The sequence below is a fragment of the Burkholderia sp. B10 genome, from assembly GCF_004368385.1.
In the GTDB taxonomy this organism is placed as follows: Bacteria; Pseudomonadota; Gammaproteobacteria; order Burkholderiales; family Burkholderiaceae; genus Burkholderia; species Burkholderia vietnamiensis.
The window spans coordinates 114,325-137,662 of sequence record NZ_PQMX01000007.1 but is presented as its reverse complement, the minus strand read 5'-3'; the positions used below and the strand labels follow the sequence as shown (position 1 = coordinate 137,662).

Below are 23,338 nucleotides of genomic sequence, written 5' to 3'. Positions count from 1 at the left end.
AATCCTTGGGTCTTGCGGCAGCGCGTATTCTACCCGCGCGGGCGATGCGCAAAACCGGTTCTCAACTATTGATGTTTAAAACCTGATAGGCGTCAATCGACGTCGCCATCGGGCACGTCGAGGCTGCGCCACATGTACCAGGTCGCGACGGTACGCCACGGCTCCCAGTTGGCGGCGACTTCGCGCGCTTCGCTGCGCGTGACGGGCTCTCCGCTGAAGTAGTTGACGCTAATCGCACGGATCAGGCCAGGATCGTCGAGCGGCAGGACATCCGGACGCGACAGGTTGAAAATCAGGAACATCTCGGCCGTCCAGCGGCTGATGCCGCGGATCTGCGTGAGTTCCGCGATCACGTCCTCGTCGTCCATCGACGTCCATTTGTCGACATGCAGCGCGCCCGACACGAAGTGCTGCGCGAGATCGAGAATGTATTCGGTCTTGCGCTTCGACAGGCCGCACGCGATCAGCTTGTCCGCGCCGAGCCGGATCACCGGTTGCGGCGCGAGCTTCGGACACGCATCCTCGATGCGCGCCCACAGCGCCTGCGCCGACGGCACCGAAATCTGCTGGCCGACGACCGAGCGCGCGAGCGTGACGAACGGCTCGCCGCGCTTCACGAGATGCGCCGGGCCGAACTTCGGGATCAGCTTCTTCAGAATGCGGTCGCGCTTGACGAGATCGGCGCATGCCTTGTCCCAGTATGCGGGACGCACGACGTCGGCGCTGCCCGCATCGTCGGATGCGCGCACCTTGCGAGCCGTGTCGGTAGCCGCCGACGTGGTTTCCGGCTGAGCCGGGTCGACGCCTTTCGCGCGCACCGGCTTCGCATGACCGTTGAGCGCGCCGTTCAGCACGGCGCGCGTCGCGTCCGACTTCGCCGCCGAGCCGCGCTTGGCTGCCGGACGCGCGGCGAGCGGAGTCGCACGCCTGACCGGCGCTTTTCTGGCCGTTGCCATCTTGCCTCCTACCCGACGGATCGATCAGTGGAACGCGCCGCGCTCATACGCGACGCCATTCGGTCGATCCGCCCGGTTTGTCTTCAAGTGCGATGCCGGCCTCGAGCAATTCCGCCCGAATCCGGTCCGCTTCGGCATAGTCCTTCGCTTGTTTCGCCGCGACGCGCGCGGCGATCCTCGCTTCGATTTCGTCGGCTGCGAGCGCGCCCGCCTGCGCGGAGCCGGCGCCCTGCTGCAGGAACGCGCGCGGCTCGCGGCCGAGCAGGCCCAGCAGGCCCGCCAGTTGTTTCAGTTGCCGCGCGAGCGATGCATCGCGCGTGCGGTTGACCTCGCCCGCGAGCTCGAACAACGTCGCCACCGCCACCGGCGTATTGATGTCGTCGTTCATCGCGGCCGCGAACCGCTGCGCGTAAGGCTCGTTCCAGTCGAGCGCGAGCGCATCGGGCTCGACGTCCTTCAGCGCCGTATACAGACGCGTGAGCGACGCGCGCGCATCGTCGAGGTGCACGTCGCTGTAGTTCAGCGGCGACCGGTAGTGCGTGCGCACGATGAAGAAGCGCATGACCTCGGCGTCGTACCGCTCGAGCACTTCGCGGATCGTGAAGAAGTTGCCGAGCGATTTCGACATCTTCTCGTTGTCGACCTGCACGAAGCCGTTGTGCATCCAGTAATTGACGAACGTCTGACCGGTCGCGCCTTCGCTCTGCGCAATCTCGTTCTCGTGGTGCGGGAATTGCAGATCCTGCCCGCCGCCGTGGATGTCGAAATGCTCGCCGAGCAACGTGCAGCCCATCGCGGAGCACTCGATGTGCCAGCCCGGCCGGCCCATCCCGTATTTCGATGCCCACGATGCGCCTTCGGGGTCCTCAGCTTTCGCGCGCTTCCACAACACGAAATCGAGCGGATCTTCCTTCGCGTCGTTGGCCGCCACGCGTTCGCCCGCGCGCAGATCGTCGAGCGACTTGCCGGACAGCTTCCCGTAGTTCGCGAACTTGCGGACCGAATAATTGACGTCGCCGTCGCTCGCCTGATACGCGTAGCCGTTCGCCTCGAGCTGCTCGATCATCCCGAGCATCTGCGGAATGAACTGCGTCGCGCGCGGCTCGATGTCGGGCCGCTGGATGCCGAGCGCCGCTTCATCGTCGTGCATCGCGCCGATGAAGCGGTCGGTCAGCGACTTGATCGACTCGCCGTTCTCGACCGCGCGGCGGATGATCTTGTCGTCGACGTCGGTGATGTTGCGCACGTACGTGACCCGGTAGCCGATCGCACGCAGCCAGCGCTGGACGAGGTCGAACACGACCAGCATGCGCGCGTGGCCCACGTGACAATAGTCGTAGACGGTGATCCCGCATACGTACATTCGCACTTCGCCGGGCTGGCGCGGCACGAAAACTTGCTTGTCACGCGCGAGCGTGTTGTAGATGCGCAGTGATTCCATAGAGATGAACCGTGAGCCGAAGGAAACCGCCCTGGCGAAGCTCGCCCTGCATGCGAAACGGACGGACCACCTGCCGCGGCATGACGCCGGACGTCCTCGATATCACATGGGGCGGTCAGGCTGCAAGCACAGCGGTGACGGCCACGAGAGGCAAAGAAAGACTGTCTGCCGCTCGCCGGAACGCGCAGACGTTTTGTTAGAATGGCTCGGAGTATAACATTCCGATTTACGCCTATGAAACCTCATCGCGGCCGCGCGCCGAGCGCTGCGACCCTCGTTGCAACCGCCATCATGGGCGTCGCGCTGACGCTTTTCGCAGCCCCGGCAGCCCATGCGCAAAGAGCGCCCGCCATCGCCGACGGCACGCCCGAAATCGACGCGTCGATCTCCGGCAAGCAGTGGCAACAGGCGCTCGCGCAGCTCGATGCGCGCATTGCGGCGAATCCGCACGACGTGCAGGCGCAGTTCAAGCGCGGCACGGTGCTCGCACGCCTGAACCGCGACGACGACGCGATCCAGCAGTTCGTCGCGATCACGCAGGCGTACCCCGAACTGCCCGAACCGTACAACAACCTCGCGGCGCTGTACGCGAAGCACGGCCGCTACGACGAAGCGCGCAGCGCGCTCGTCACAGCGACGCAATCGAACCCGAGCTACTCGCTCGCGTACGAGAACCTCGGCGACCTGTACCTGCGTCTCGCCGCCGAATCGTACAAGCGCGCGCAATCACTCGGCCGCACGAGCGGCGCAACCGCGCAGCGCCTTGCCGATCTGCAGAAGATCGTCACGCCGCCGAAAACGGCGGGCAACGCACGCGCGGTCACGCCGTCCACACGCGCGTACACCGAGCGCGCCGCCGCGAACGTGAGCACCACCACGCTGCCGCTGTCGCCGACGTTCCAGTTCAACGGTCCGTCCGGCGCGCTGGCCGCTCCGTACGTCGCGCCGTCGCAGTAAGCGGCGCGGCCTCCCTTCCCTCCCCATCTGAGGATCGCAATGAAACGTCTGTTGCTGGCGCTTGGCGGCGCCGCCCTTCTCGCGACCGCGCCTGCTTTCGCGCAATCGGCTACCGCGCACCCCGTCGTGCAGCTGAAGACCTCGCAGGGCGACATTCGCGTCGAGCTCTACCCGGAGAAGGCGCCGAAAACGGTCGCCAACTTCCTCGATTACGTGAAGGCCGGCCAGTACAACGGCACGATCTTCCATCGCGTGATCAAGGGCTTCATGATCCAGGGCGGCGGCTACAAGACCAACTTCGAGGAAAAGCCGACGCGTGCGCCGATCCCGCTGGAAAGCCGCAATGGTCTGAAGAACCTGACGGGCACGATCGCGATGGCGCGCACCAGCGATCCGAATTCGGCCACCGCGCAGTTCTTCATCAATACCGTCGACAACAGCGGCCTCGACTACCCGAACCCGGACGGCAACGGCTATGCCGTGTTCGGCAAGGTCGTGTCCGGCCTCGACGTCGTGAAGAAGATCGAAGGCGTGGCCACGACCTCGCGCGGCCCGATGCAGGACGTGCCGGCCCAGCCGGTCGTGATCGAATCGGCCAGCGTCGTCTCGAAATAAGCACCTGCCGGCACGTCCGGCGCCACACGCGGCCGCGTCGCACGACCGGCCGCGTGCCATTTAAACCGCCATACCGAAGGAATTCATCATGGTTGAACTGCATACGAACCACGGCGTGATCAAGCTCGAGCTGGACGCCGCGAAGGCACCGAAGACGGTCGAGAACTTCCTGAACTACGTGAAGAAGGGCCACTATGACGGCACGGTGTTCCACCGCGTGATCAACGGCTTCATGATCCAGGGCGGCGGCTTCGAGCCGGGCCTGAAGCAAAAGCCGACCGACGCGCCGATCGACAACGAAGCGAACAACGGCCTGAAGAACGACACGTACACGATCGCGATGGCGCGCACCAACGATCCGCATTCGGCCACCGCGCAGTTCTTCATCAACGTGAACGACAACGACTTCCTGAACCACTCGTCGCCGACGCCGCAGGGCTGGGGCTACGCGGTGTTCGGCAAGGTCGTCGAAGGCCAGGACGTGGTCGACAAGATCAAGGCCGTGAAGACGGGCAACGCTGGCTTCCACCAGGACGTGCCGGCCGACGACGTCGTGATCGAAAAGGCCGTGGTGGTCTGACGCACGGTTGCTACGGAGGCACTTCGATGCTGCAGGAGAGTCCGCCGCGAAGCGTCTCCGCGGGCGTGCCGGGTGAGCGCGAATACGCGCACGCCGCACGCCCGTTCCTGTTCCTGTCCGATCTGCACCTGAGCGACGCGATCCCGAAGACGGTCGCCGCGTTCGAGCATTTCGTGAAATACACCGCCGACAGCGCCGACTCGGTGTTCATCCTCGGCGACCTGTTCGAATACTGGATCGGCGACGACGTGCTCGACGACGATCCGTTCGCGGCGCGCATGGCCGCACTGATGCACACGTTCTCCGAGCGCGGCATCGCGCTCTACGTGATGCACGGCAACCGCGATTTCCTGCTCGGCCGGCGCTTCATGAAGGCGGCCGGCGCGATGCTGCTGCCCGACCCGGCGCTGATCACGGCGTTCGGTCGACGCATCGTGCTGGCCCACGGCGACGCGCAATGCACGGCCGACCGTCGTTATCAGATCTTCAGGCGCTTCGCGCGCAATCGCGTCGCGCAGGCGCTGTTCCTCGCGTGGCCGTTTCGCTGGCGCCGCGCGCTCGCGCAACGCATGCGCTCGAACAGCGAAGCGGGCCGGATGCGCCCGGTTTCAGCGGCCTACGACGTCACGCGTGACGGCGTGGCCACGCTGTTCCGCAAAGGCAGCGCGAGCGTGATCATTCACGGCCACACGCATCGCCCCGCGCGTCACACCGAGCCCGGCGGCATTCGCTGGGTGCTGCCCGACTGGGATCTCGATCACGGCATGCCGCGCGGCGGCTATCTGCGCGTCGATGCCGAAGGCATCCACGCGATGCCGCTCGACTGACCTCCGCTGACCTCGACCGACCGATCGACCGGCCAAGCGATACGGCTATCGCGGGCTCGCCGCCCGCGCGGGTCGCGTCACGTTTGACGCTCGACCGACTTCCCCTCCAGCACGGCCGACAGGCGGCGCAGATCGAGACGCGCTGCGTCCGCGCCCTGTAGCGTTTCCAGATGGGTGCCGAGCTGCTCGAGCGCGGCGACGATCTCGTCGACGCGTCGGCTTTCCTTCGCCGCATGATCGATCAGGCCGTGTATCGCGAGCGACATCGGGTCGTCCGCGTTCGGCGTGATCCCGTACGCGCAGAACGCCGCGCGTTCGGGCTGCGGCTTCGGTTGCGCCGGCATCACGATGCGCGCCGGGTTGCCGACCGCGGTGCCGCCCGCCGGCACCGGCTTCACGACGACCGCGTTCGAACCGATCTTCGCGCCCGCACCGACCGTGAACCCGCCGAGCACCTTCGCCCCCGCGCCGACGATCACGCCGGCCTCGAGCGTCGGATGGCGCTTCGCGCCGCGCGTGAGCGACGTGCCGCCGAGCGTCACGCCCTGGTAGATCGTGCAGTCGTCGCCGACGATCGCGGTCTCGCCGATCACGACGCCCATCCCGTGATCGATGAACACGCGCCGGCCGAGCGTCGCGCCCGGATGGATTTCGATCCCCGTCAAGAAGCGACCGAGCTGCGACGCGAACCGCGCGAGCCAGTAGCGTTTCGCGCGCCAGCAGGCATGCGCGAACCGATGCAGCACGAGCGCGTGCAGCCCCGGATAACAGGTGAGCACTTCCCAGGCACTGCGAGCGGCGGGGTCCCGCTCGCGAATCGTCGCAACGTCTTCGCGCAGTCTAGTGAACATGATCTGGTGTGGGCTGGAAAGGCCGGCGCGCCCGCCGGCCATGCCCGGCCGTTATCGCGCCGGGTTCTTTGCTTATGACGTTCGGCGATTGTAGGGCCACTCGCATACGGTCGCACGCGGGCGGGCGTTCACCCCGCCGCCGGCACGGGTATTCGTGCGCGGCGCGTGCGACGGCGGCTCACGCATCGCCGTCCGGGGCGCCCGTCTTCAGCAGGATATGCTTCGCGACGCCGCGCAGAATGTTGACCTCCTCGCGCTCGAGACCGGTGCGCGCGAACAGGCGTCGCAACCGCGGCATCAGCTTCTTCGGATTGCGCGGATCGAGAAAATCGAGCGCGATCAGCGCGCGCTCGAGGTGGCCATACATTCGTTCGATCTCGTCGCTCTGCGCGAGCGTGCCGACCTCGGCCTGCACCGGCTGCGACTGCGCGCCGCCGTGCTCCAGGAACGCGACGCGCAGTTCATAGGCGAGCACCTGGATCGCCTGCGCGAGATTCAGCGAGCTGTAGGCCGGATTCGCCGGGATGTGCGCGAGCGCGCTGCACTGCTCGACGTGCTCGTTGGCGAGGCCGGTGCGCTCGTTGCCGAATACGAGCGCGATGTCGCCGGCGCCGACCTGCGCGCGCGCTTGCGCGGCCGCCGCGCGCGGCGCGAGCCGCGGCGGGCCGTACTCGCGCGTGCGGGCGGTCAGCGCGATCGACCAGTGCACGCCCGACAACGCGTCGCCGAGCGTAGGCACCACGTGCGCGCCGGCGAGGACGTCGTCCGCGCCGCTCGCCATCGCGATCGCTTCGGGGTCGCTCTGGACGTGCGGCACGCGCGGCGCGACCAGCACGAGCCGCGAGAAACCCATCGTCTTCAGCGCGCGGGCGGCCGCCCCGACGTTGCCGGGATGGCTCGGCTCGACGAGCACGAAGCGGGTGGAGGTGAAACCGCCGGACGGCGGCAGGGACGAGGCTGCGTCCGGTTCGGACGGCATGGCGGGGTTCTGCGGAGTTTCCACTCGATACGACTCGGTTCATCGGAATGGCCGTATGGTATCGCCATCGCCCCGGCAAACCCACTCGTCCGGATGGCTAGTGGGGGTTTCCCCGCATCGCGGCGCACCGAAATGCGCGAAAATCGGCTAAAATCATGCGCTTACGCGTCGCATCCCGTGCGCCGCGGTCGTACCCCGCTCTTTGTCAATTCGCGTCTCATGTCGCCCGGCACGTTTGCGCCGCTCCGGGCGGTGTGTTCCACTTCGTGGCGGCCCGTGCCGCCGGCTACAGGATCCAGGCTCATGCATCCCATGCTCAACATTGCTGTCAAGGCTGCGCGCCGCGCCGGACAGATCATCAATCGTGCGTCCCTCGATCTCGACCTCATCGAGATCCGCAAGAAGCAGCAGAACGACTTCGTCACCGAAGTGGACAAGGCCGCCGAAGAGGCGATCATCGAGACGCTGAAGACCGCCTACCCCGACCACGCGATCCTCGCGGAAGAATCGGGCGAATCGGAGAACGAATCCGAGTTCAAGTGGATCATCGATCCGCTCGACGGCACCACCAACTTCATCCACGGCTTCCCGTACTACTGCGTGTCGATCGCGCTCGAGCACAAGGGCGTCGTCACGCAGGCCGTCGTCTACGATCCGAACCGCAACGACCTGTTCACGGCCACCCGCGGCCGCGGCGCGTACCTGAACGACCGCCGCATTCGCGTCGGCCGGCGCGACCGCCTCGCCGACGCGCTGGTCGGCACGGGCTTCCCGTTCCGCGAGAAGGACGGCCTCGACGCGTATGCGCGCCTGTTCACCGAAATGACGCAAGCGTGCACGGGCCTGCGCCGCCCGGGCGCAGCCGCACTCGACCTCGCGAACGTCGCGGCCGGCCGTCTCGACGCGTTCTTCGAGCAGGGCATCAACGTGTGGGACATGGCGGCGGGCAGCCTGCTGATCACCGAGGCCGGCGGTCTCGTGGGCAACTACACGGGCGACGCGGACTTCCTGCATCGCCACGAGATCGTCGCCGCGAACCCGAAGATCTACGCGCAGATGATCCCGATCCTGAACCGCTACAGCCGCATGCACCCGGCAGCGGAGTAAGCTCGGGCCGCGCCCGCACGGCGCGGCTTTTCGCGCCACCGCCTCGCCTGCGCGCCGGCTCTCGCCTGTTTCAACACCGCCACGGCTTCGTGGCGACCGTATCCGAATACTCATGTTACGGCTAAGCGAAATCAAACTCCCGCTCGACCACCCCGAGAGCGCTCTCGAGGCCGCCATCCGCGCGCGCCTCGACGAGCTCGGCGTGCCGGCAGACGGGCTTCTGCGCTACACGGTGTTCCGCCGTGCGCACGATGCGCGCAAGCGCGCCGACATCAAGCTCACCTACATCGTCGATGTCGAGGTCAAGGACGAAGCGGCCGTGCTGCCGCGACTCGCCGGCACGCCGCATTGCGGCGTCACGCCCGACATGACGTACCACTTCGTGACGAAGGCGCCCGAGCACGGCAACTTCCTGCGCCCGGTGGTGATCGGGATGGGGCCGTGCGGGCTCTTTGCCGGGCTGATCCTCGCGCAGATGGGCTTTCGCCCGATCATCCTCGAACGCGGCAAAGCCGTGCGCGAGCGCACCAAGGACACGTTCGGACTGTGGCGCAAGAGCGTCCTCAATCCCGAGTCCAACGTGCAGTTCGGCGAAGGCGGCGCCGGCACGTTCTCCGACGGCAAGCTGTACAGCCAGATCAAGGATCCGCATCACTACGGCCGCAAGGTGCTCGACGAGTTCGTCAAGGCCGGCGCGCCGGAGGACATCCTGTATCTGAGCCGGCCGCACATCGGCACGTTCCGCCTCGTCAGCATGGTGGAAAAGATGCGCGCGACGATCCACGCGCTGGGCGGCGAAGTGCGCTTCGAAACCCGCGTCGAGGACATCGACATCGAGCAGGGCAAGGTTCGCGCGCTGAAGCTGTCGAACGGCGAAACGCTGCGCTGCGATCACGTGGTGCTGGCCGTCGGCCACAGCGCGCGCGACACGTTCCAGATGCTGCACGATCGCGGCGTGTTCATCGAGGCGAAGCCGTTCTCGCTCGGCTTCCGGATCGAGCATCCGCAGGGCTTGATCGACCGCAGCCGGTTCGGCAAGTTCGCGGGCCACAAGCAGCTCGGCGCGGCCGATTACAAGGTGGTCCACCACTGCAGCAACGGGCGCGCGGTGTACAGCTTCTGCATGTGCCCGGGCGGCACGGTCGTCGCGGCGACCTCCGAGCCCGGCCGCGTGGTCACCAACGGCATGAGCCAGTATTCGCGCGCCGAGCGCAACGCGAACGCGGGGATCGTCGTCGGCATCACGCCGGAAGACTATCCGGGCGGCCCGCTCGCGGGCATCGCGTTCCAGCGCAAATGGGAGGAACGCGCGTTCGAGCTCGGCGGCGGCGATTACAGCGCACCGGGCCAGCTGGTCGGCGATTTCATCGCGGGCCGGCCGTCGACGTCGCTCGGCTCCGTCGTGCCGTCGTACAAGCCGGGCGTGCGGCCGACCAATCTCAGCACCGCGCTGCCCGACTACGTGATCGAAGCGATTCGGGAAGCGCTGCCGCAGATCGACAAAAAGATCGCCGGCTTCGCGATGCACGATGCGGTGCTCACCGGCGTGGAGACGCGCACGTCGTCGCCGATCCGCATTCGGCGCAAGGACGATTACCAGAGCGTGAACGTCGAAGGTCTGTATCCGGCCGGTGAAGGCGCCGGGTATGCGGGCGGCATCTACTCGGCGGCCATCGACGGGATCGAAGTCGCGCAGGCGCTGGCGCTCGATCTGATGTCGAAGCAGGCGTCCTGACGTCGGCGGCAGGCTCGGCGCGCGATGGCTGCGGCGCCGAGCCGATCGTCATGCCGTCGCGGCCCTGCTCCAGAACGTTCGCGTTCCGTGAGAGTGCGTCGTGCGCCGGTTACGCGAACCGCCGCGCTCGCGCTTTCGACGGTCGGCCATCGCCGGTCGATACGCACGACACTCGGTCAAGCGGCAAGCGAACGGTCATGCGGGCGTCGTTACGGCGATCGTCGGCGACCTTACGTAAAGAAGCCACCGCAGCGATCATCCTGCTAATCGTCAAGACCGAGTAGCACGTTTCTGTAATGGGCGCGCGCGACACGGACCACAGCTTGCCCGAAGACGAATCCGCCCACGGCGCCTCCGACAACCGCTCCCACGACCGGATGCCCCGCCCTTGCACTGAGCCCGGCCCCAAGTGCCGCGCATAGAGCGCACGCGAGCAAACCGGCCCATGTCTGCCAATGGCGCCAGCTACGAAAATACGCGCGTCGCCAGTTGACGCGCCTGTCGCGCGCAGGCAGATTCGCCAGTTCAGGGATGCTCTTCAACGTCCAAAAGACTTCCATCGCCGATCTCCTCCCCGGTTGTTCACGCCGTGGAATCGTATGCGATCGGGCGCGATGTCGACAGACCGGAAGCGTCCCGCTCTGAACGCGCGCAACTGGCCGAACGGCGAACTTCGCGCTTGTCGGTCGGGGCCGCTGGTAAACTCGGGCAACCCAAGCAACAACTTTACGCCGGATCTATGACCACGCTGTCGCCCGAGGCCTTTGCTGGCCACACCCCGATGATGCAGCAGTACTTACGCATCAAGGCCGACCACCCGGACACGCTCGTCTTCTACCGGATGGGCGACTTCTACGAGCTGTTCTTCGAAGACGCCGAGAAAGCCGCGCGTCTGCTCGACCTGACGCTTACCCAGCGCGGCGCATCGGCGGGCAACCCGATCAAGATGGCCGGCGTCCCGCACCACGCGGTCGAACAGTATCTGGCGAAGCTCGTGAAGATGGGCGAATCGGTCGCGATCTGCGAGCAGATCGGCGATCCGGCCACCTCGAAGGGCCCGGTCGAGCGCAAGGTCGTGCGCGTCGTCACGCCCGGCACGCTGACCGACGCGGCGTTGCTGTCGGACAAGAACGACGTCTATTTGCTGGCGATGTGCACCGGCCACAACAAGCGCGGCGTCGCGGTCAATATCGGCCTCGCGTGGCTGAATCTCGCCAGCGGCGCGCTGCGGCTCGCCGAAATCGAACCCGACCAGCTCGGCGCGGCACTCGAGCGCATCCGCCCGGCCGAAATTCTCACCGCAGACGGCGCGACCGACGCCGTGCCGGCCGGCGCAGGCGCGGTCAAGCGCGTGCCGGCGTGGCACTTCGACATCGCGTCGGGCACGCAGCGCCTGTGCGACCAGCTCGACGTTGCCGGCCTCGACGGCTTCGGCGCCCATTCGCTGACGAGCGCATGCGGCGCAGCCGGCGCGCTGCTGCTGTATGCGGCAGCTACGCAGGGCCAGCAGCTACGGCACGTGCGCAGCCTGAAGGTCGAAAGCGAAACCGAATACATCGGCCTCGATCCGGCGACGCGCCGCAACCTCGAGCTGACCGAAACGCTGCGCGGCACCGAATCGCCGACGCTGTATTCGCTGCTCGACACCTGCTGCACGACGATGGGCAGCCGCCTGCTGCGTCACTGGCTGCACCACCCGCCGCGCGCATCGGTCGCCGCGCAGTCACGCCAGCAAGCGATCGGCGCGCTGCTCGATGCGCCCGCCGACGCAAACCTCGACGCACTGCGCAGCGCGCTGCGCCAGATCGCCGACGTCGAACGGATCACCGGGCGTCTCGCGCTGTTGTCCGCACGGCCGCGTGATCTGTCTAGCCTGCGCGACACGTTCGCCGCCCTGCCGGCACTGCGCGAGCGCATCAGCGCGATCGTCGCGAACGCCGATGCGCTCACCCGTGTCGACGCGGCGCTCGCGCCGCCCGCCGAATGCCTCGACCTGCTGACGAGCGCGATCGCGCCCGAGCCGGCCGCGATGGTGCGCGACGGCGGCGTGATCGCGCGCGGCTACGATGCGGAGCTCGACGAACTGCGCGACATCTCCGAGAACTGCGGTCAGTTCCTGATCGACCTCGAAGCGCGCGAGCGCGCACGCACGGGCATCGCGAACCTGCGCGTCGAATACAACAAGGTGCACGGCTTCTACATCGAGGTCACGCGCGGCCAGACCGACAAGGTGCCCGACGACTATCGCCGCCGCCAGACGCTGAAGAACGCCGAGCGCTACATCACGCCCGAGCTGAAGACCTTCGAAGACAAGGCGCTGTCCGCGCAGGAGCGCGCGTTGGCTCGCGAGCGCGCGCTGTACGACGGCGTGCTGCAGGCGCTGCTGCCGTTCATCCCCGAATGCCAGCGCGTCGCGTCGGCGCTCGCGGAGCTCGACGTGCTCGCGGCCTTCGCCGAACGTGCGCGCACGCTCGACTGGGTTGCGCCCACCTTCACCGACGACATCGGCATCGAGATCGAGCAGGGCCGCCATCCGGTCGTCGAAGCGCAGGTCGAGCAATTCATCGCGAACGACTGCCGGTTCGGCGCCGATCGCAAGCTGCTGCTGATCACCGGCCCGAACATGGGCGGTAAGTCGACGTTCATGCGGCAGACGGCGCTGATCGCGCTGATGGCGTACGTCGGCAGCTACGTGCCGGCGAAGTCGGCGTGCTTCGGGCCGATCGACCGCATCTTCACGCGGATCGGCGCGGCCGACGACCTCGCGGGCGGCCGCTCGACGTTCATGGTCGAGATGACCGAAGCCGCGGCGATCCTCAACGACGCGACGCCGCAAAGTCTCGTGCTGATGGATGAAATCGGGCGCGGCACGTCGACGTTCGACGGCCTCGCACTCGCATGGGCGATCGCGCGTCATCTGCTGGCGCAGAACGGCTGCTACACGCTGTTCGCGACGCACTACTTCGAGCTGACGCAACTGCCGAGCGAATTCCCGCAGGCGGCGAACGTCCACCTGTCGGCCGTCGAGCACGGCCACGGCATCGTGTTCCTGCATGCGGTCAACGAGGGGCCGGCGAACCAGAGCTACGGGCTGCAGGTCGCCCAGCTCGCGGGCGTGCCGGCGCCGGTGATCCGCGCGGCCCGCAAGCATCTCGCGTATCTCGAGCAGCAGTCGGCCGCCCAGCATACGCCGCAGCTCGACCTGTTCAGCGCCCCGCCCGCGGCGGCCGACGATGTCGAATGCGCCGACGCGCCGGCGCCGTCCGACGCCACGCATCCGGCGCTCGACCGGCTGCGCGACATCGATCCCGACGACCTGAAGCCGCGCGAAGCGCTCGACTTGCTGTATGAACTGCGGACGCTCGTCCGCTCGCACGATGCCGACGGGCACGCATAAACGCGTTGCACGGGGCCGGCGCGCCGGCCTTGCCGCCGCGCTGACTGTGGCGGCGCTCACGCTCGCCACGGCCGGCGCGTTGGCGGCCACGCCCAAACGCGGTGCGGCGCCCTACTCGTTCGCGGTCGTGTCGAGCGTGATCGACGTGCCGGCCGACGAACCGGCCGCGCAACGGCTGTTCGAAGCGATCGCACGCGAACGCAGCGTCGCGTTCGTAGTCTATGCGGGCGACATCAAGGGCGCGAAGGAAGCGTGCCGCGATTCGCTGTATGCGCAGCGCGGTGCAATCCTGAGCGCGACGCGCGTGCCTCTGGTGTTCATTCCCGGCAACCACGACTGGGTCACGTGCGGCACCGCGGCCGGCGGCGGTTACGATCCCGTCGAACGGCTGGATTTCCTGCGGCAGACCTTGCTTGCCGACACCGCGCTGCCCGATCCCGGCGCGCTGCCGATCACGCGCGAAAGCGAAGTCGCACGGTTCCGGCCATATCGCGAAAACGCGCGCTGGATCCGCGACGACGTCGTCTACGTCGCGCTGAACGCGCCGGCGCCGAACAACCATTTCCTGACGGCCGGCGGCCGCAACGGCGAATTCGAGGATCGTGTGATCGCGAACGGTTTCTGGCTCGACCATGCGGCCGAATTCGCGAAGCGGCGCGAAGCGCGCGCGATGGTGGTGATCTTCGAAGGCGACCCGCAGTTCGATCGCTATGAACGCGCCGAACGCTTTGCGTGGCTGCGCTTCAACCGGCCGCGCGCACGCGACGGCTTTCGGGAACTGAAACGGGCGCTGGTGAAGGCGGCCGCGACATTCCGCGGCCCGATCCTCGTGATGCACGCGAGCGGCGAGCCGCTCGCGAACGGTTTTCTGATCGATCGCCCGCTGCATGCGGACGATGGCGCACTGATCGGCAACGTGACGCGCGTCGCGTTCGGCCCGCGCCATCCGGCGCATCAGTGGGTGAAGGTCAATGTGTCGCCGGCCCGGCAGACCGTCTTCAGCGTGAGCCTGCAGGACGTGCCGAAAGACGTGCCGGTTCCGCCTGCACTGCCGGCCGCACCGCGCAACGACGTGCCGCTGCCGCAGATGCCCGAGATTCCCGCGTTGCCGGCATTGCCCGATGCGTCGTCGGTCGCGCCGCCGCTGCAGGGCGACGGCACGACGCCGGCCGGCGCGTCGTGGCCGGTGCCGCCCCCTGCTTCAGGGCCGGCGTCCGGCCAGCCTGCCAGCTCAGTGCAGGGTGCGCCCTGACGGCGTGTCGCCGTCTTCCTCTTCGTCCTCGTCTTCGTCGACGATCTCGAGGCCTTCCGCGCCATGCGCGTGCTCATGCTCGATCTCGTCCTCGGTCGCTTCGCGAACGTCCTTGACGGTGAGTGCGAAGCGCAGCGCCATGCCGGCGAGCGGATGATTGCCGTCGAGCACGACCTTGTCTTCGGCGATGTCGGTGACCGTGTAGATCAGCGAATCCACTTCCTCGTCGGCGTCCTCCGGCGTGCCTTCAAACTGCATGCCGATTTCGAGCGGTTCGGGAAAACGATCGCGCGGCTCGACCTTCACGAGTTCGGGATCGTAGTCGCCGAACGCGTCCTGCGGCTCGAGCTGAACCTGCGCCTGGTAGCCGGGCTCCTGGCCGTCGAGCTGTTCCTCGATCTTGGGGAACGTGCCATCATAGCCGCCGTGCAGATAGACCATCGGCTCGTCGCTTTCCTCGATCAGATTGCCTTGCGCATCCGACAGCTTGTAAGCGACCGACACGACGGTGTTTTTTGCGATTTTCATCCAATTCTCCCAATTACAACTGTCATTATACGATGCGCAACCGGTCTCCAGCCGAACCGCGGGAAGCCGCTGCCGCCCCATTCGGCGCGCCGCCTTCCGATCTTCCCACACCGCTGCTCGGCGGTCTCACGCCGGCGCAGTTCATGCGCCGCTACTGGCAGAAAAAACCGCTGCTGATCCGCCAGGCGATTCCCGGCGTGAAGCCGCCGCTCACGCGCGATGCGCTGTTCGACCTGGCTGCAGACTATGACGCCGAATCGCGTCTGATCACGCATTTTCGTAACAAGTGGCAACTCGCGCACGGGCCGTTCGAACCGGGCGCGCTGCCGGCCGTATCGCGCAAGACGTGGTCGCTGCTCGTGCAGGGGCTCGACCTGCACGTCGACGCAGCGCGCGCCCTGCTCGACCGCTTCCGTTTCATTCCGGACGCCCGGCTCGACGACCTGATGATTTCGTACGCGACGGACGGCGGCGGTGTCGGCCCGCACTTCGACTCGTACGACGTGTTCCTGCTGCAGGTCGAAGGCCGACGCCGCTGGCGCATCGGCGCGCAGAAGGACCTGTCGCTGCTGCCGGACGTGCCGCTGAAGATCCTCGAGCATTTCGAGCCGAGCGACGAATGGGTGCTGGAGCCGGGCGACATGCTGTACCTGCCGCCGCACATCGCACACGACGGCGTGGCCGAAGGCGAATGCATGACCTGCTCGATCGGATTCCGGGCACCGTCGGCCGGCGAACTCGGCGCGCAATTCCTGTACTACCTCGCCGAACGCGGCGGCCTGCGCGACGCGCGCGGCGACGAACTGTACCGCGACCCGAAGCAACCGGCCGTGGACACGCCGGCCGAGCTGCCGCCCGCGATGGTCGAACGCGTCGCCGAGATCGTCAACGCGATTCGCTGGCGCAAGCGCGACGTCGCCGAATTCCTCGGCTGCTATCTGAGCGAGCCCAAATCCAACGTGGTATTCGAGCCGCCGGCACGCCCGCTGTCGGAGGCGGCATTCGTCAAGCAGGCTGCCCGTCGCGGCGTATCTCTCGACAGAAGGGCCACATTGATGTATAACGCGCGCTCGTACTTCATTAATGGCGAAGAGGAACCGCTCGAGCAAGCCGGCGAATGGCTGCCCGAACTGGCCAATCTGCGCCACATGGAGGCGAAACGGTTTGTAACACTATCCCGGGTTCCCTCAATGACAGCCTTACTGCACGAGTGGTATTGTGCGGGCTGGATACGGGTCGGAAGCCGGATTTAGTGGACTACCCCGTATGCCCATGCAGATCAAATTTTGTATGGGAAAGACAACGTATTGACCCCGCATTTGTCGACGGTCGATAGGAAAGTGCATATAATTTCCGCCCAAGCCGTAGGGAAGATTCACGCTCTAGAAGTGCGTCTCCACCAGCGGCCCAGGTCGGTGTTGGAGCACATTACCGGTATTGTTTCGCGCTGTTGCTTACCTTTAACCATAAAAGGACGTGATCATGAAGAAATCCCTCCTCGTAGCTTCCCTGTTGGCTGCTGTTGCACTGGCTGCTTGCAACAAGAGCGCTGATCAAGCTGCTTCGTCGGCTGCTAGCGACGCCGCTGCTGCTGCTTCGTCGGCTGCTTCGGCAGTTGCTGGTGCTGCGAGCGACGCTTCGGCTGCAGCTTCGTCGGCTTCGGCTGCTGCAAGCGACGCAGCTGCTGCTGCGCCGGCATCGGCTGCTTCGGCAGCTCCGGCTTCGGGCGCAAGCCAGTAAGCCTCAGCGTCAGCTGAAAAAAAAACCGGCCCGATGGGCCGGTTTTTTTATGCCTGCGGTTTGCGCGCATCGCGCACCGCATCGAAGGCCATTCGGCCCGGGCGCTGACGCGCGCCGCTTCTGCTCTCCCGCTCCGCCGCCTTGCGCTATCCCCCACTCGCTCAGTCGAGCGCCAGCCAGTCGAAACCCGCGTCCTGCGTCGCCACGACCACCTCGTCGCCATCGGTGCCCAGCACGCTCGCAAACGCCTGGCGGGCCAGCTCGGGGCGGTTGTTCTGCTGGCTCAGATGCGCGGCCACCAGATGCCGCAGCCGGCTGCGTTCGAGCGAGGCGAGAATGCCGGCCGCCGCGTCGTTGCTCAGATGGCCGTGACTGCCGCCGATCCGCGCCTTCAGCGACTGCGGATAGCGGCTTCCGGCGAGCATCGCCGTATCGTGGTTCGATTCGAGCACCAGCGCGTCGCAGCCGCTCAGCACGGTCGTGATGTGCGGCGTGGCCATCCCGACGTCGGTCAGCACGCCGAGCCGGCGGCTACCGTCCATAAAGACGAACTGGAGCGGCTCGCGCGCGTCGTGCGGCACCGTATAGGGGATCACGGCCAGATCGCGGATGGCGGCCGTCTCGTCGCCCCACAGCACGTGCAGATCGACATCGGCCTCGTCCGCGCCCACCGCGCGCGCCGTGCCCCAGCTCATGTAGAGCGGCAGCGAAGCGCGCCGCGCCAGCGTCAACGCGCTGCCGACGTGGTCGCTGTGCTCGTGGGTGATCAGAATCGCATCGAGATCGTCGACGCCGAGATTCAGGCGGCCGAGGCGGCGCTCGACCTCCTTCGCAGAAAAACCGCAGTCGAGCAGCACGCGCGTGGTCGTCGTGCCGCTCGCGACTTCGACGACCAGCGCGTTGCCTTCGCTGCCGCTACCAAGGCTCGCGAAGCGCACGCGCTTAGTTCAGTTGCGCGTGCAACAGCGAAATGATCCGCTGCGCGTCCGACGAATTGTCGATCTGGCCGTTCGCGTCGACCACCGCGACCTGCGTGCCGCCGTTGCCCTGCGCACGCACGTTGACCAGATATTCCTTGCCGGGCTTGGCTGCCGACGGGCCGCCGTAGAACAGCTTGCCGAACAGGCCGTCGCGCTTCAGCTCTTCCATCGTGTTCGCGTAACGAACCGTGTACAGGCCCTTCTCGCGGTCGCGGTTGTCGACGGCGAAGTTGGTCCGGTCGAGTGCCAGACCCACGCGCAGCCATGCGCGATCGAACGATTCGGCGAGTTGCAGCGTCGCGGCGCCGCCGCTCGTGTCGCGGACCTGAGCCGGCGCGGTGGCCGGATGCGCGTCGGCGAGCAGCTGCTTCGCCTGCGCGTCGGTGAGGCCGAACTTCTGCATCAGCTTCGACAGGAACACGGCCTCGAGCACCGGATTGCGCGGCCGCTCTTCCCAGCGCGACGACGTGCCGCCCTGCGGGCCGACCATCATTTCTTCCATCGCGCTATGCGTGATCGAGATGTCGGTGTTGCCGTCCGGCGTGCGGTTCACGAGCGTCCGGAAGCGATCGCGCGTGCCCGACGAATATGCGAAGTCGATGACCTTGCCGATCGTGCGGCGGAACCAGTCGTCCGGGATGTTGGCGCGATTCTCGGCCCAATCGGTGGCCATGATGCCCGTCGACGGCGCATCGGTCTTCAGCGAGAACCCGTTCTCCTGCCAGAACTCCTTCAGGATCGGCCACAGCTGCTCGGGCGTGCGGCCGTCGACGACGAGCCAGCGGCGGTCGCCGTCGCGCTCGATGTGCATGCCGAGCGGGTCCTGCGCGCTCGGGACGCCATCGGTCGCATTGCCGGCGGCCGTCTGCGCCCGCGGCGGCAGCGTGCCGAGGCCCGCATTGCTCGGCGGCGCGACGAACTGCTGCGTGGTCGGCACCGGCTTCAGGTCGCTCGGTACCGCGAGCGGCGGCGCCGAGCCCGTGTTCTTGTAGTTGACCCGGTCGGGAGCCAGATAATCGTTCAGCGTATCGCAGCCGGCGAGCGCACCCAGCGCCAGCGTCATCACCGAGACCTGGATGGCGCGTGAGGAAAAGGCGAAACGTTTCATGAAATCCTTCGTCTTGCTAGAACGCTCGTCAGGAGCGGCGCCGGACGGAGCCGGCCGGTGCGGGTTGATGAGGGGTCGAGCCGGCGGCCGCAGGACGCGGCCGCCCGCGCATCAGGCGAGGATGCCGGCCTCGACGAGGGCCGAACGCACGGCGTCGTGGCAGCGCTCGTCGAGCGGCGTGAGCGGCAGGCGGATGCCGCCCTGCATCTTGCCCATCGCCTGCAGCGCCCATTTCACCGGAATCGGGTTCGCTTCGATGAACAGGTTCTTGTGCAGCGACAGCAGCTTCATGTGCAGCGTGCGCGCCGTCGCCACGTCGCCGGCCAGCGCCGCGCGGCACAGGTCGCTCATCGCACGCGGCGCGACGTTCGCCGTCACCGAGATGTTGCCGTGGCCGCCGAGCAGCATCAGCGCGATCGCGGTCGGGTCGTCGCCGCTGTAGATCGCGAAATCCTTCGGCGCGGCCTTGATCAGGTGGGCGGCACGGTCGATGTTGCCCGTCGCTTCCTTGATGCCGATGATGCCGGGCACCTGCGCGAGGCGCAGCGTCGTGTCGTGCGCCATGTCCGCGACCGTGCGGCCCGGCACGTTGTACAGGATCACCGGCAGGTCGACCGCTTCGGCGATCGCCTTGAAGTGCCGGTACATCCCTTCCTGCGTCGGCTTGTTGTAGTACGGCACGACCTGCAGCGTCGCGTCGGCGCCGACCGCCTTCGCCTGCTTGGTCAGCTCGATCGCCTCCGCGGTCGAATTGCCGCCCGCGCCCGCGATGATCGGGATGCGTTTGGCCGCATGCTCGACCGCCGTGCGGATCATCAGCACGTGTTCTTCGACGTTGAGCGTTGCCGACTCGCCGCTCGTGCCGACCACGACCAGCGCATCGGTACCTTCCTCGATGTGCCAGTCGATCAGTTTGCGGAACGCCGGCAGATCGAGACTGCCGTCTTCGAGCATCGGGGTGACGATCGCGGGGATGCTGCCGCGGATTTGAATGCCGTCTTGGGTGCCGTTAGCCATGAAACGCGATTGATTGATGTACCGGTAAACGTTGAGATTGTAGCGGATTAGCCGCGCAGTTCGTAACGTGGAATTCCCGCCCCTGCCGTCGCGGGTGCGCGCTCGCGCACCGCGCAGATGCGCTGAACGAACGCGGCGCGCGGCCCGGCGACGAATCCGTCCTCGTACGCGACCACCCGCAGATGCCCGCGCACGGCGTCCAGCAACTCGCCCGGCGCGAGCAGGAATGCCGGATTGGACGGCTTGCCGACCGTTTCGTTTCCTTGCGCGAAGGTTTCGTAGATCAGCACGCCGCCCGGCGCCACCGCATCGACCAGATGGGGCCAGAGCGGCCGGTGCAGGTAATGGGTGACGACCACCGCGGCAAACGACGCGCCGGCCGGCAATGGCCACGGCGCGCCTTCGAGATCGGCTTCGCGCACGTCCACGCCGGGAATCGTGCGCAGCGCCGCGAGCGCGGCAGCATCGCGATCGAGCGCGACGACGGCGTGCCCGCGCGACGCGAACCAGCGCGCGTGGCGGCCGCCGCCCGCGGCGACGTCGAGCACCGCGTCGCCCGCCGGCGCCAGATGCGACCAGCGCGCGACCCAGCCTGACGGCTCGGTCGCGGCGACGTGGCAGCCGGCGGCCGCGATGATGGGTTCGCGCATGCGCTCGACTCAGGTGTACGACAGGCCCATTGCCTCGCGCACGTCGCGCATCGTCTCGACCGCGTGCTTGCGCGCCTTGTCGCAACCGTCCGCGACGATTGCGCGCAGCAGCGACGGATCGTCCATGTACTTCTGTGCACGCTCGAGCATCGGCTGCTGTTCGCGCAGGATGCCTTCGACGACCGGCTGCTTGCAGTCGAGACAGCCGATGCCGGCCGAACGGCAGCCGTTCTGCACCCACTCGTGCGTGGTGGCGTCGGTATAGACCTGATGCAGTTGCCACACCGGGCACTTGTCGGGATCGCCCGGATCGGTGCGGCGCACGCGCGCCGGATCGGTCGGCATCGTGCGGACCTTCTTGGTGATGGTCTCCGCGTCCTCGCGCAGGCCGATCGTGTTGCCGTACGACTTCGACATCTTCTGGCCGTCGAGGCCCGGCATCCGCGACGCTTCGGTCAGCAGCGCCTGCGGCTCGACGAGGATGATCTTGCGCGCGCCTTCGAGATAGCCGAACAGCCGCTCGCGGTCGCTCATCGACAGGCTCTGCGATTCCTGCAACATCGCGCGCGCCTGCTCGAGCGCCTCGTCGTCGCCTTCCTGCTGGTATGCGTTGCGCAGCTCGTGATAGAGCTTCGCACGCTTGCCGCCCAGCTTCTTCGCCGCCTCGAGCGCCTTCTCCTCGAAGCCCGGCTCGCGGCCGTACAGGTAGTTGAAGCGGCGTGCGATCTCGCGCGTCATCTCGACGTGCGGCACCTGGTCTTCGCCGACCGGCACCAGCGAGCCGCGATACAGCAGGATGTCGGCCGCCATCAGCACCGGGTAACCGAGGAAGCCGTAGGTCGACAGATCCTTGTCCTTCAGCTTCTCCATCTGCTCCTTGTAGGTCGGCACGCGTTCGAGCCAGCCGAGCGGCGTGCTCATGCCGAGCAGCAGCGCGAGTTCGGCATGCTCGGGGACCTTGCTCTGGATGAACAGCGTCGCCTGCGTCGGATCGATGCCGGACGCGAGCCAGTCGATTAGCACGTCCCACACGTTCTTCTCGATGACCTCGGGCGTTTCGTAGTGCGTCGTCAGCGCATGCCAGTCGACCACGCAGAAGAAGCACGGGTACTCGGACTGCAGCTTCACCCAGTTTTTCAGCACGCCGTGGTAGTGGCCGAGGTGCAGCGACCCGGTGGGTCGCATGCCGGAGAAAATACGATCTGGGAACATGGTTGTCGTTAGAAAAGCGAGGCGAAGGGGGACAGGATGGCGCTCAGCACGCCGGCTGCGGCATTCACGAGCGGACGCAGCCAGAAGTTCGTCAGCACGCCGGTCATGACCAGCAGCAGCACGATGATGAAACCGTACGGCTCGATGCGCGACAGCGCGATCGACTGCTTCGGCGGCAGCAGCGCCGCCAGGATGCGGCCGCCGTCGAGCGGCGGCAGCGGAAAGAGGTTCAGCACGCCGAGCACCAGGTTCGCGCTGACGCCCGCATAGGTCATCCGCGTGAAGAACGGCTCGTCGACGCCCGTGGCGGCCAGCACGACGGTCAGCATGCCCCAGAGCAGCGCCTGCACGAAATTGCAGGCCGGCCCCGCGAGCGACACCCACAGGCTGCCCCAGCGCGGATTGCGCAGATTGCCGAACGATACCGGCACCGGCTTCGCATAGCCGAACAGGAACGCGCCGCCGGTCAGCACGTACATCGCGAGCGGGATCGCGATCGTGCCGAGCGGATCGATGTGCCGCATCGGGTTGAACGACACGCGCCCCATCACGTACGCGGTGTTGTCACCGAGCAGCCGCGCGGCATAGCCGTGCGCGGCCTCGTGCAGCGTGATCGCGAAGATCACGGGCAGCGCGTAGACGGCGATGGTCTGTATCAGGGAAGCATCCATATCGCGTTATTGTAACAAGCGCGCTCGCGCAAAAATGAATGGCGCTTACGCGACCGACAACCCGAACGGTTCGAGCGCGCCGCGCCCGGCGCGCACGAGCTGCGGCGCGTCGTCCGTCAGGTCGATCACGGTCGACGGTTCGCGCGGGCACGCGCCGCCGTCGATCACCAGATCGACCTGCTTCTCGAGCCGCGCGCGGATGTCCTCCGGATCGTTGAGCGGCTCGTCGTCGGGCGGCAGGATCAGCGTCGTGCCGAGCAGCGGCTGGCCGAGCGATTCGAGCAGCGCGAGCGTGATCGCGTGATCCGGCACGCGCAGCCCGATCGTCTTGCGCGACGGGTGCGACAGCCGGCGCGGCACCTCCTTCGTCGCCTGCAGGATGAACACGTAAGGGCCCGGCGTCACCGACTTGATCAGCCGGTACTGGCGGTTGTCGACCATCGCGAAATTGGCCAGCTCCGACAGGTCGCGCACGAGCAGCGACAGATGCTGCTTCTCGTCGAGGCCGCGAATCCGGCGCACGCGCTCGACCGCGTCCTTGTCGTCGAGGTGGCACGCGAGCGCGTAGCTCGAATCGGTCGGCATCGCGATCACGCCGCCCTTGCTGACGATGTCGGCGGCCTGCTTGACGAGGCGCGGCTGCGGATTATCGGGATGAATCCTGAAGAACTGGGACATGGAGGCACGTAAAGAGGAAGGAGTCGGAGCGCGCCCGGGCGGCCGCGCGAACGGCGC

General features: G+C 67.0%; 22 protein-coding genes. 9 read left to right on the top strand and 13 right to left on the bottom strand.

Annotated elements, in window-relative coordinates; genetic code table 11:
* Positions 1-92 precede the first annotated feature (92 nt).
* Entirely contained in the window at positions 93-956 is an 864-nt protein-coding gene (locus C3Y15_RS06045; protein WP_011885197.1) for a DNA-3-methyladenine glycosylase, read from the bottom strand.
* Between the two features lie 43 nt (positions 957-999).
* Positions 1,000-2,397: a cysteine--tRNA ligase gene (cysS, locus tag C3Y15_RS06040; protein ID WP_014723256.1), complete on the bottom strand. Its 1,398-nt coding sequence runs from the start codon at positions 2,395-2,397 to the stop codon at positions 1,000-1,002.
* 234 nt (positions 2,398-2,631) lie between these two features.
* Here cysS and C3Y15_RS06030 point away from each other — a divergent pair, with 234 nt between their 5' ends.
* From C3Y15_RS06030 to C3Y15_RS06015, 4 genes are all read left to right on the top strand, one after another.
* Positions 2,632-3,354: a tetratricopeptide repeat protein gene (locus C3Y15_RS06030; protein WP_060044880.1), complete on the top strand. Its 723-nt coding sequence runs from the start codon at positions 2,632-2,634 to the stop codon at positions 3,352-3,354.
* Between the two features lie 39 nt (positions 3,355-3,393).
* The gene (locus C3Y15_RS06025; RefSeq protein WP_059457919.1) at positions 3,394-3,969 is read left to right on the top strand and encodes a peptidylprolyl isomerase; all 576 of its coding nucleotides are present in this window, start codon (positions 3,394-3,396) and stop codon (positions 3,967-3,969) included.
* Positions 3,970-4,057: 88 nt separating this feature from the next.
* On the top strand, positions 4,058-4,549 hold the full coding sequence (locus C3Y15_RS06020; RefSeq protein ID WP_011885201.1) for a peptidylprolyl isomerase: 492 nt from the start codon (positions 4,058-4,060) through the stop codon (positions 4,547-4,549).
* Positions 4,550-4,575: 26 nt separating this feature from the next.
* Complete coding sequence (locus tag C3Y15_RS06015; RefSeq protein WP_124259925.1) at positions 4,576-5,376, top strand: UDP-2,3-diacylglucosamine diphosphatase; 801 nt, start codon at positions 4,576-4,578, stop codon at positions 5,374-5,376.
* A 77-nt stretch (positions 5,377-5,453) separates the two neighbouring features.
* On the opposite strand, the gene cysE is transcribed toward C3Y15_RS06015, so the two are convergent.
* The gene (gene cysE, locus C3Y15_RS06010; protein WP_011885203.1) at positions 5,454-6,227 is read right to left on the bottom strand and encodes a serine O-acetyltransferase; all 774 of its coding nucleotides are present in this window, start codon (positions 6,225-6,227) and stop codon (positions 5,454-5,456) included.
* Positions 6,228-6,405: 178 nt separating this feature from the next.
* Entirely contained in the window at positions 6,406-7,230 is an 825-nt protein-coding gene (locus C3Y15_RS06005) for an RNA methyltransferase (RefSeq protein ID WP_014723261.1), read from the bottom strand.
* 279 nt (positions 7,231-7,509) lie between these two features.
* Between C3Y15_RS06005 and C3Y15_RS06000 the strand changes: the two genes are divergently transcribed.
* The 4 genes from C3Y15_RS06000 (at position 7,510) to C3Y15_RS05980 (ending at position 14,697) form a co-directional block, all read left to right on the top strand.
* Entirely contained in the window at positions 7,510-8,313 is an 804-nt protein-coding gene (locus tag C3Y15_RS06000; RefSeq protein WP_011885205.1) for an inositol monophosphatase family protein, read from the top strand.
* A 112-nt stretch (positions 8,314-8,425) separates the two neighbouring features.
* Positions 8,426-10,048: an NAD(P)/FAD-dependent oxidoreductase gene (locus C3Y15_RS05995; protein ID WP_124259924.1), complete on the top strand. Its 1,623-nt coding sequence runs from the start codon at positions 8,426-8,428 to the stop codon at positions 10,046-10,048.
* Between the two features lie 739 nt (positions 10,049-10,787).
* A complete protein-coding gene (mutS, locus tag C3Y15_RS05985) occupies positions 10,788-13,445 on the top strand; it encodes a DNA mismatch repair protein MutS (protein ID WP_034192439.1) in 2,658 nt (885 codons plus the stop codon).
* Positions 13,426-14,697: a metallophosphoesterase family protein gene (locus C3Y15_RS05980; protein WP_034192438.1), complete on the top strand. Its 1,272-nt coding sequence runs from the start codon at positions 13,426-13,428 to the stop codon at positions 14,695-14,697. Before mutS ends, C3Y15_RS05980 begins: the two co-directional genes overlap by 20 nt.
* Here the strand turns inward: C3Y15_RS05980 and C3Y15_RS05975 are convergent.
* Positions 14,677-15,225, bottom strand: coding sequence for a peptidylprolyl isomerase (locus C3Y15_RS05975; protein ID WP_011885380.1), 549 nt, complete (start codon positions 15,223-15,225; stop codon positions 14,677-14,679). The two genes, C3Y15_RS05980 and C3Y15_RS05975, sit on opposite strands and share 21 nt — an antisense overlap.
* Before the next feature lie 32 nt (positions 15,226-15,257).
* On the opposite strand from C3Y15_RS05975, the gene C3Y15_RS05970 reads away from it, so the two are divergent.
* Positions 15,258-16,478 carry a cupin domain-containing protein gene (locus tag C3Y15_RS05970; protein WP_060091996.1) on the top strand — a complete coding sequence of 407 codons (1,221 nt, stop codon included), beginning with the start codon at positions 15,258-15,260 and terminating at the stop codon, positions 16,476-16,478.
* A gap of 320 nt (positions 16,479-16,798) precedes the next feature.
* Here the strand turns inward: C3Y15_RS05970 and C3Y15_RS31650 are convergent, their stop codons facing one another.
* The 8 genes from C3Y15_RS31650 to C3Y15_RS05925 form a co-directional block, all read right to left on the bottom strand.
* Positions 16,799-16,957 (bottom strand): hypothetical protein, encoded by a 159-nt coding sequence (locus C3Y15_RS31650; RefSeq protein WP_014723266.1) that lies wholly within the window; start codon positions 16,955-16,957, stop codon positions 16,799-16,801.
* Between the two features lie 169 nt (positions 16,958-17,126).
* A complete protein-coding gene (locus tag C3Y15_RS05955; RefSeq protein WP_046428330.1) occupies positions 17,127-17,903 on the bottom strand; it encodes an MBL fold metallo-hydrolase in 777 nt (258 codons plus the stop codon).
* Positions 17,904-17,907: 4 nt separating this feature from the next.
* Positions 17,908-19,053, bottom strand: a complete 1,146-nt coding sequence (gene bamC, locus C3Y15_RS05950; protein WP_011885383.1) for an outer membrane protein assembly factor BamC — start codon at positions 19,051-19,053, stop codon at positions 17,908-17,910.
* A gap of 111 nt (positions 19,054-19,164) precedes the next feature.
* A complete protein-coding gene (dapA, locus tag C3Y15_RS05945; protein WP_011885384.1) occupies positions 19,165-20,070 on the bottom strand; it encodes a 4-hydroxy-tetrahydrodipicolinate synthase in 906 nt (301 codons plus the stop codon).
* A gap of 47 nt (positions 20,071-20,117) precedes the next feature.
* Positions 20,118-20,720: a methyltransferase domain-containing protein gene (locus C3Y15_RS05940; protein WP_124259923.1), complete on the bottom strand. Its 603-nt coding sequence runs from the start codon at positions 20,718-20,720 to the stop codon at positions 20,118-20,120.
* Positions 20,721-20,729: 9 nt separating this feature from the next.
* Complete coding sequence (locus C3Y15_RS05935; protein ID WP_011885386.1) at positions 20,730-21,932, bottom strand: tryptophan--tRNA ligase; 1,203 nt, start codon at positions 21,930-21,932, stop codon at positions 20,730-20,732.
* A gap of 8 nt (positions 21,933-21,940) precedes the next feature.
* Complete coding sequence (locus C3Y15_RS05930; protein ID WP_059460480.1) at positions 21,941-22,603, bottom strand: site-2 protease family protein; 663 nt, start codon at positions 22,601-22,603, stop codon at positions 21,941-21,943.
* Positions 22,604-22,648: 45 nt separating this feature from the next.
* Entirely contained in the window at positions 22,649-23,281 is a 633-nt protein-coding gene (locus C3Y15_RS05925) for an L-threonylcarbamoyladenylate synthase (protein ID WP_059460479.1), read from the bottom strand.
* Positions 23,282-23,338 lie beyond the last annotated feature (57 nt).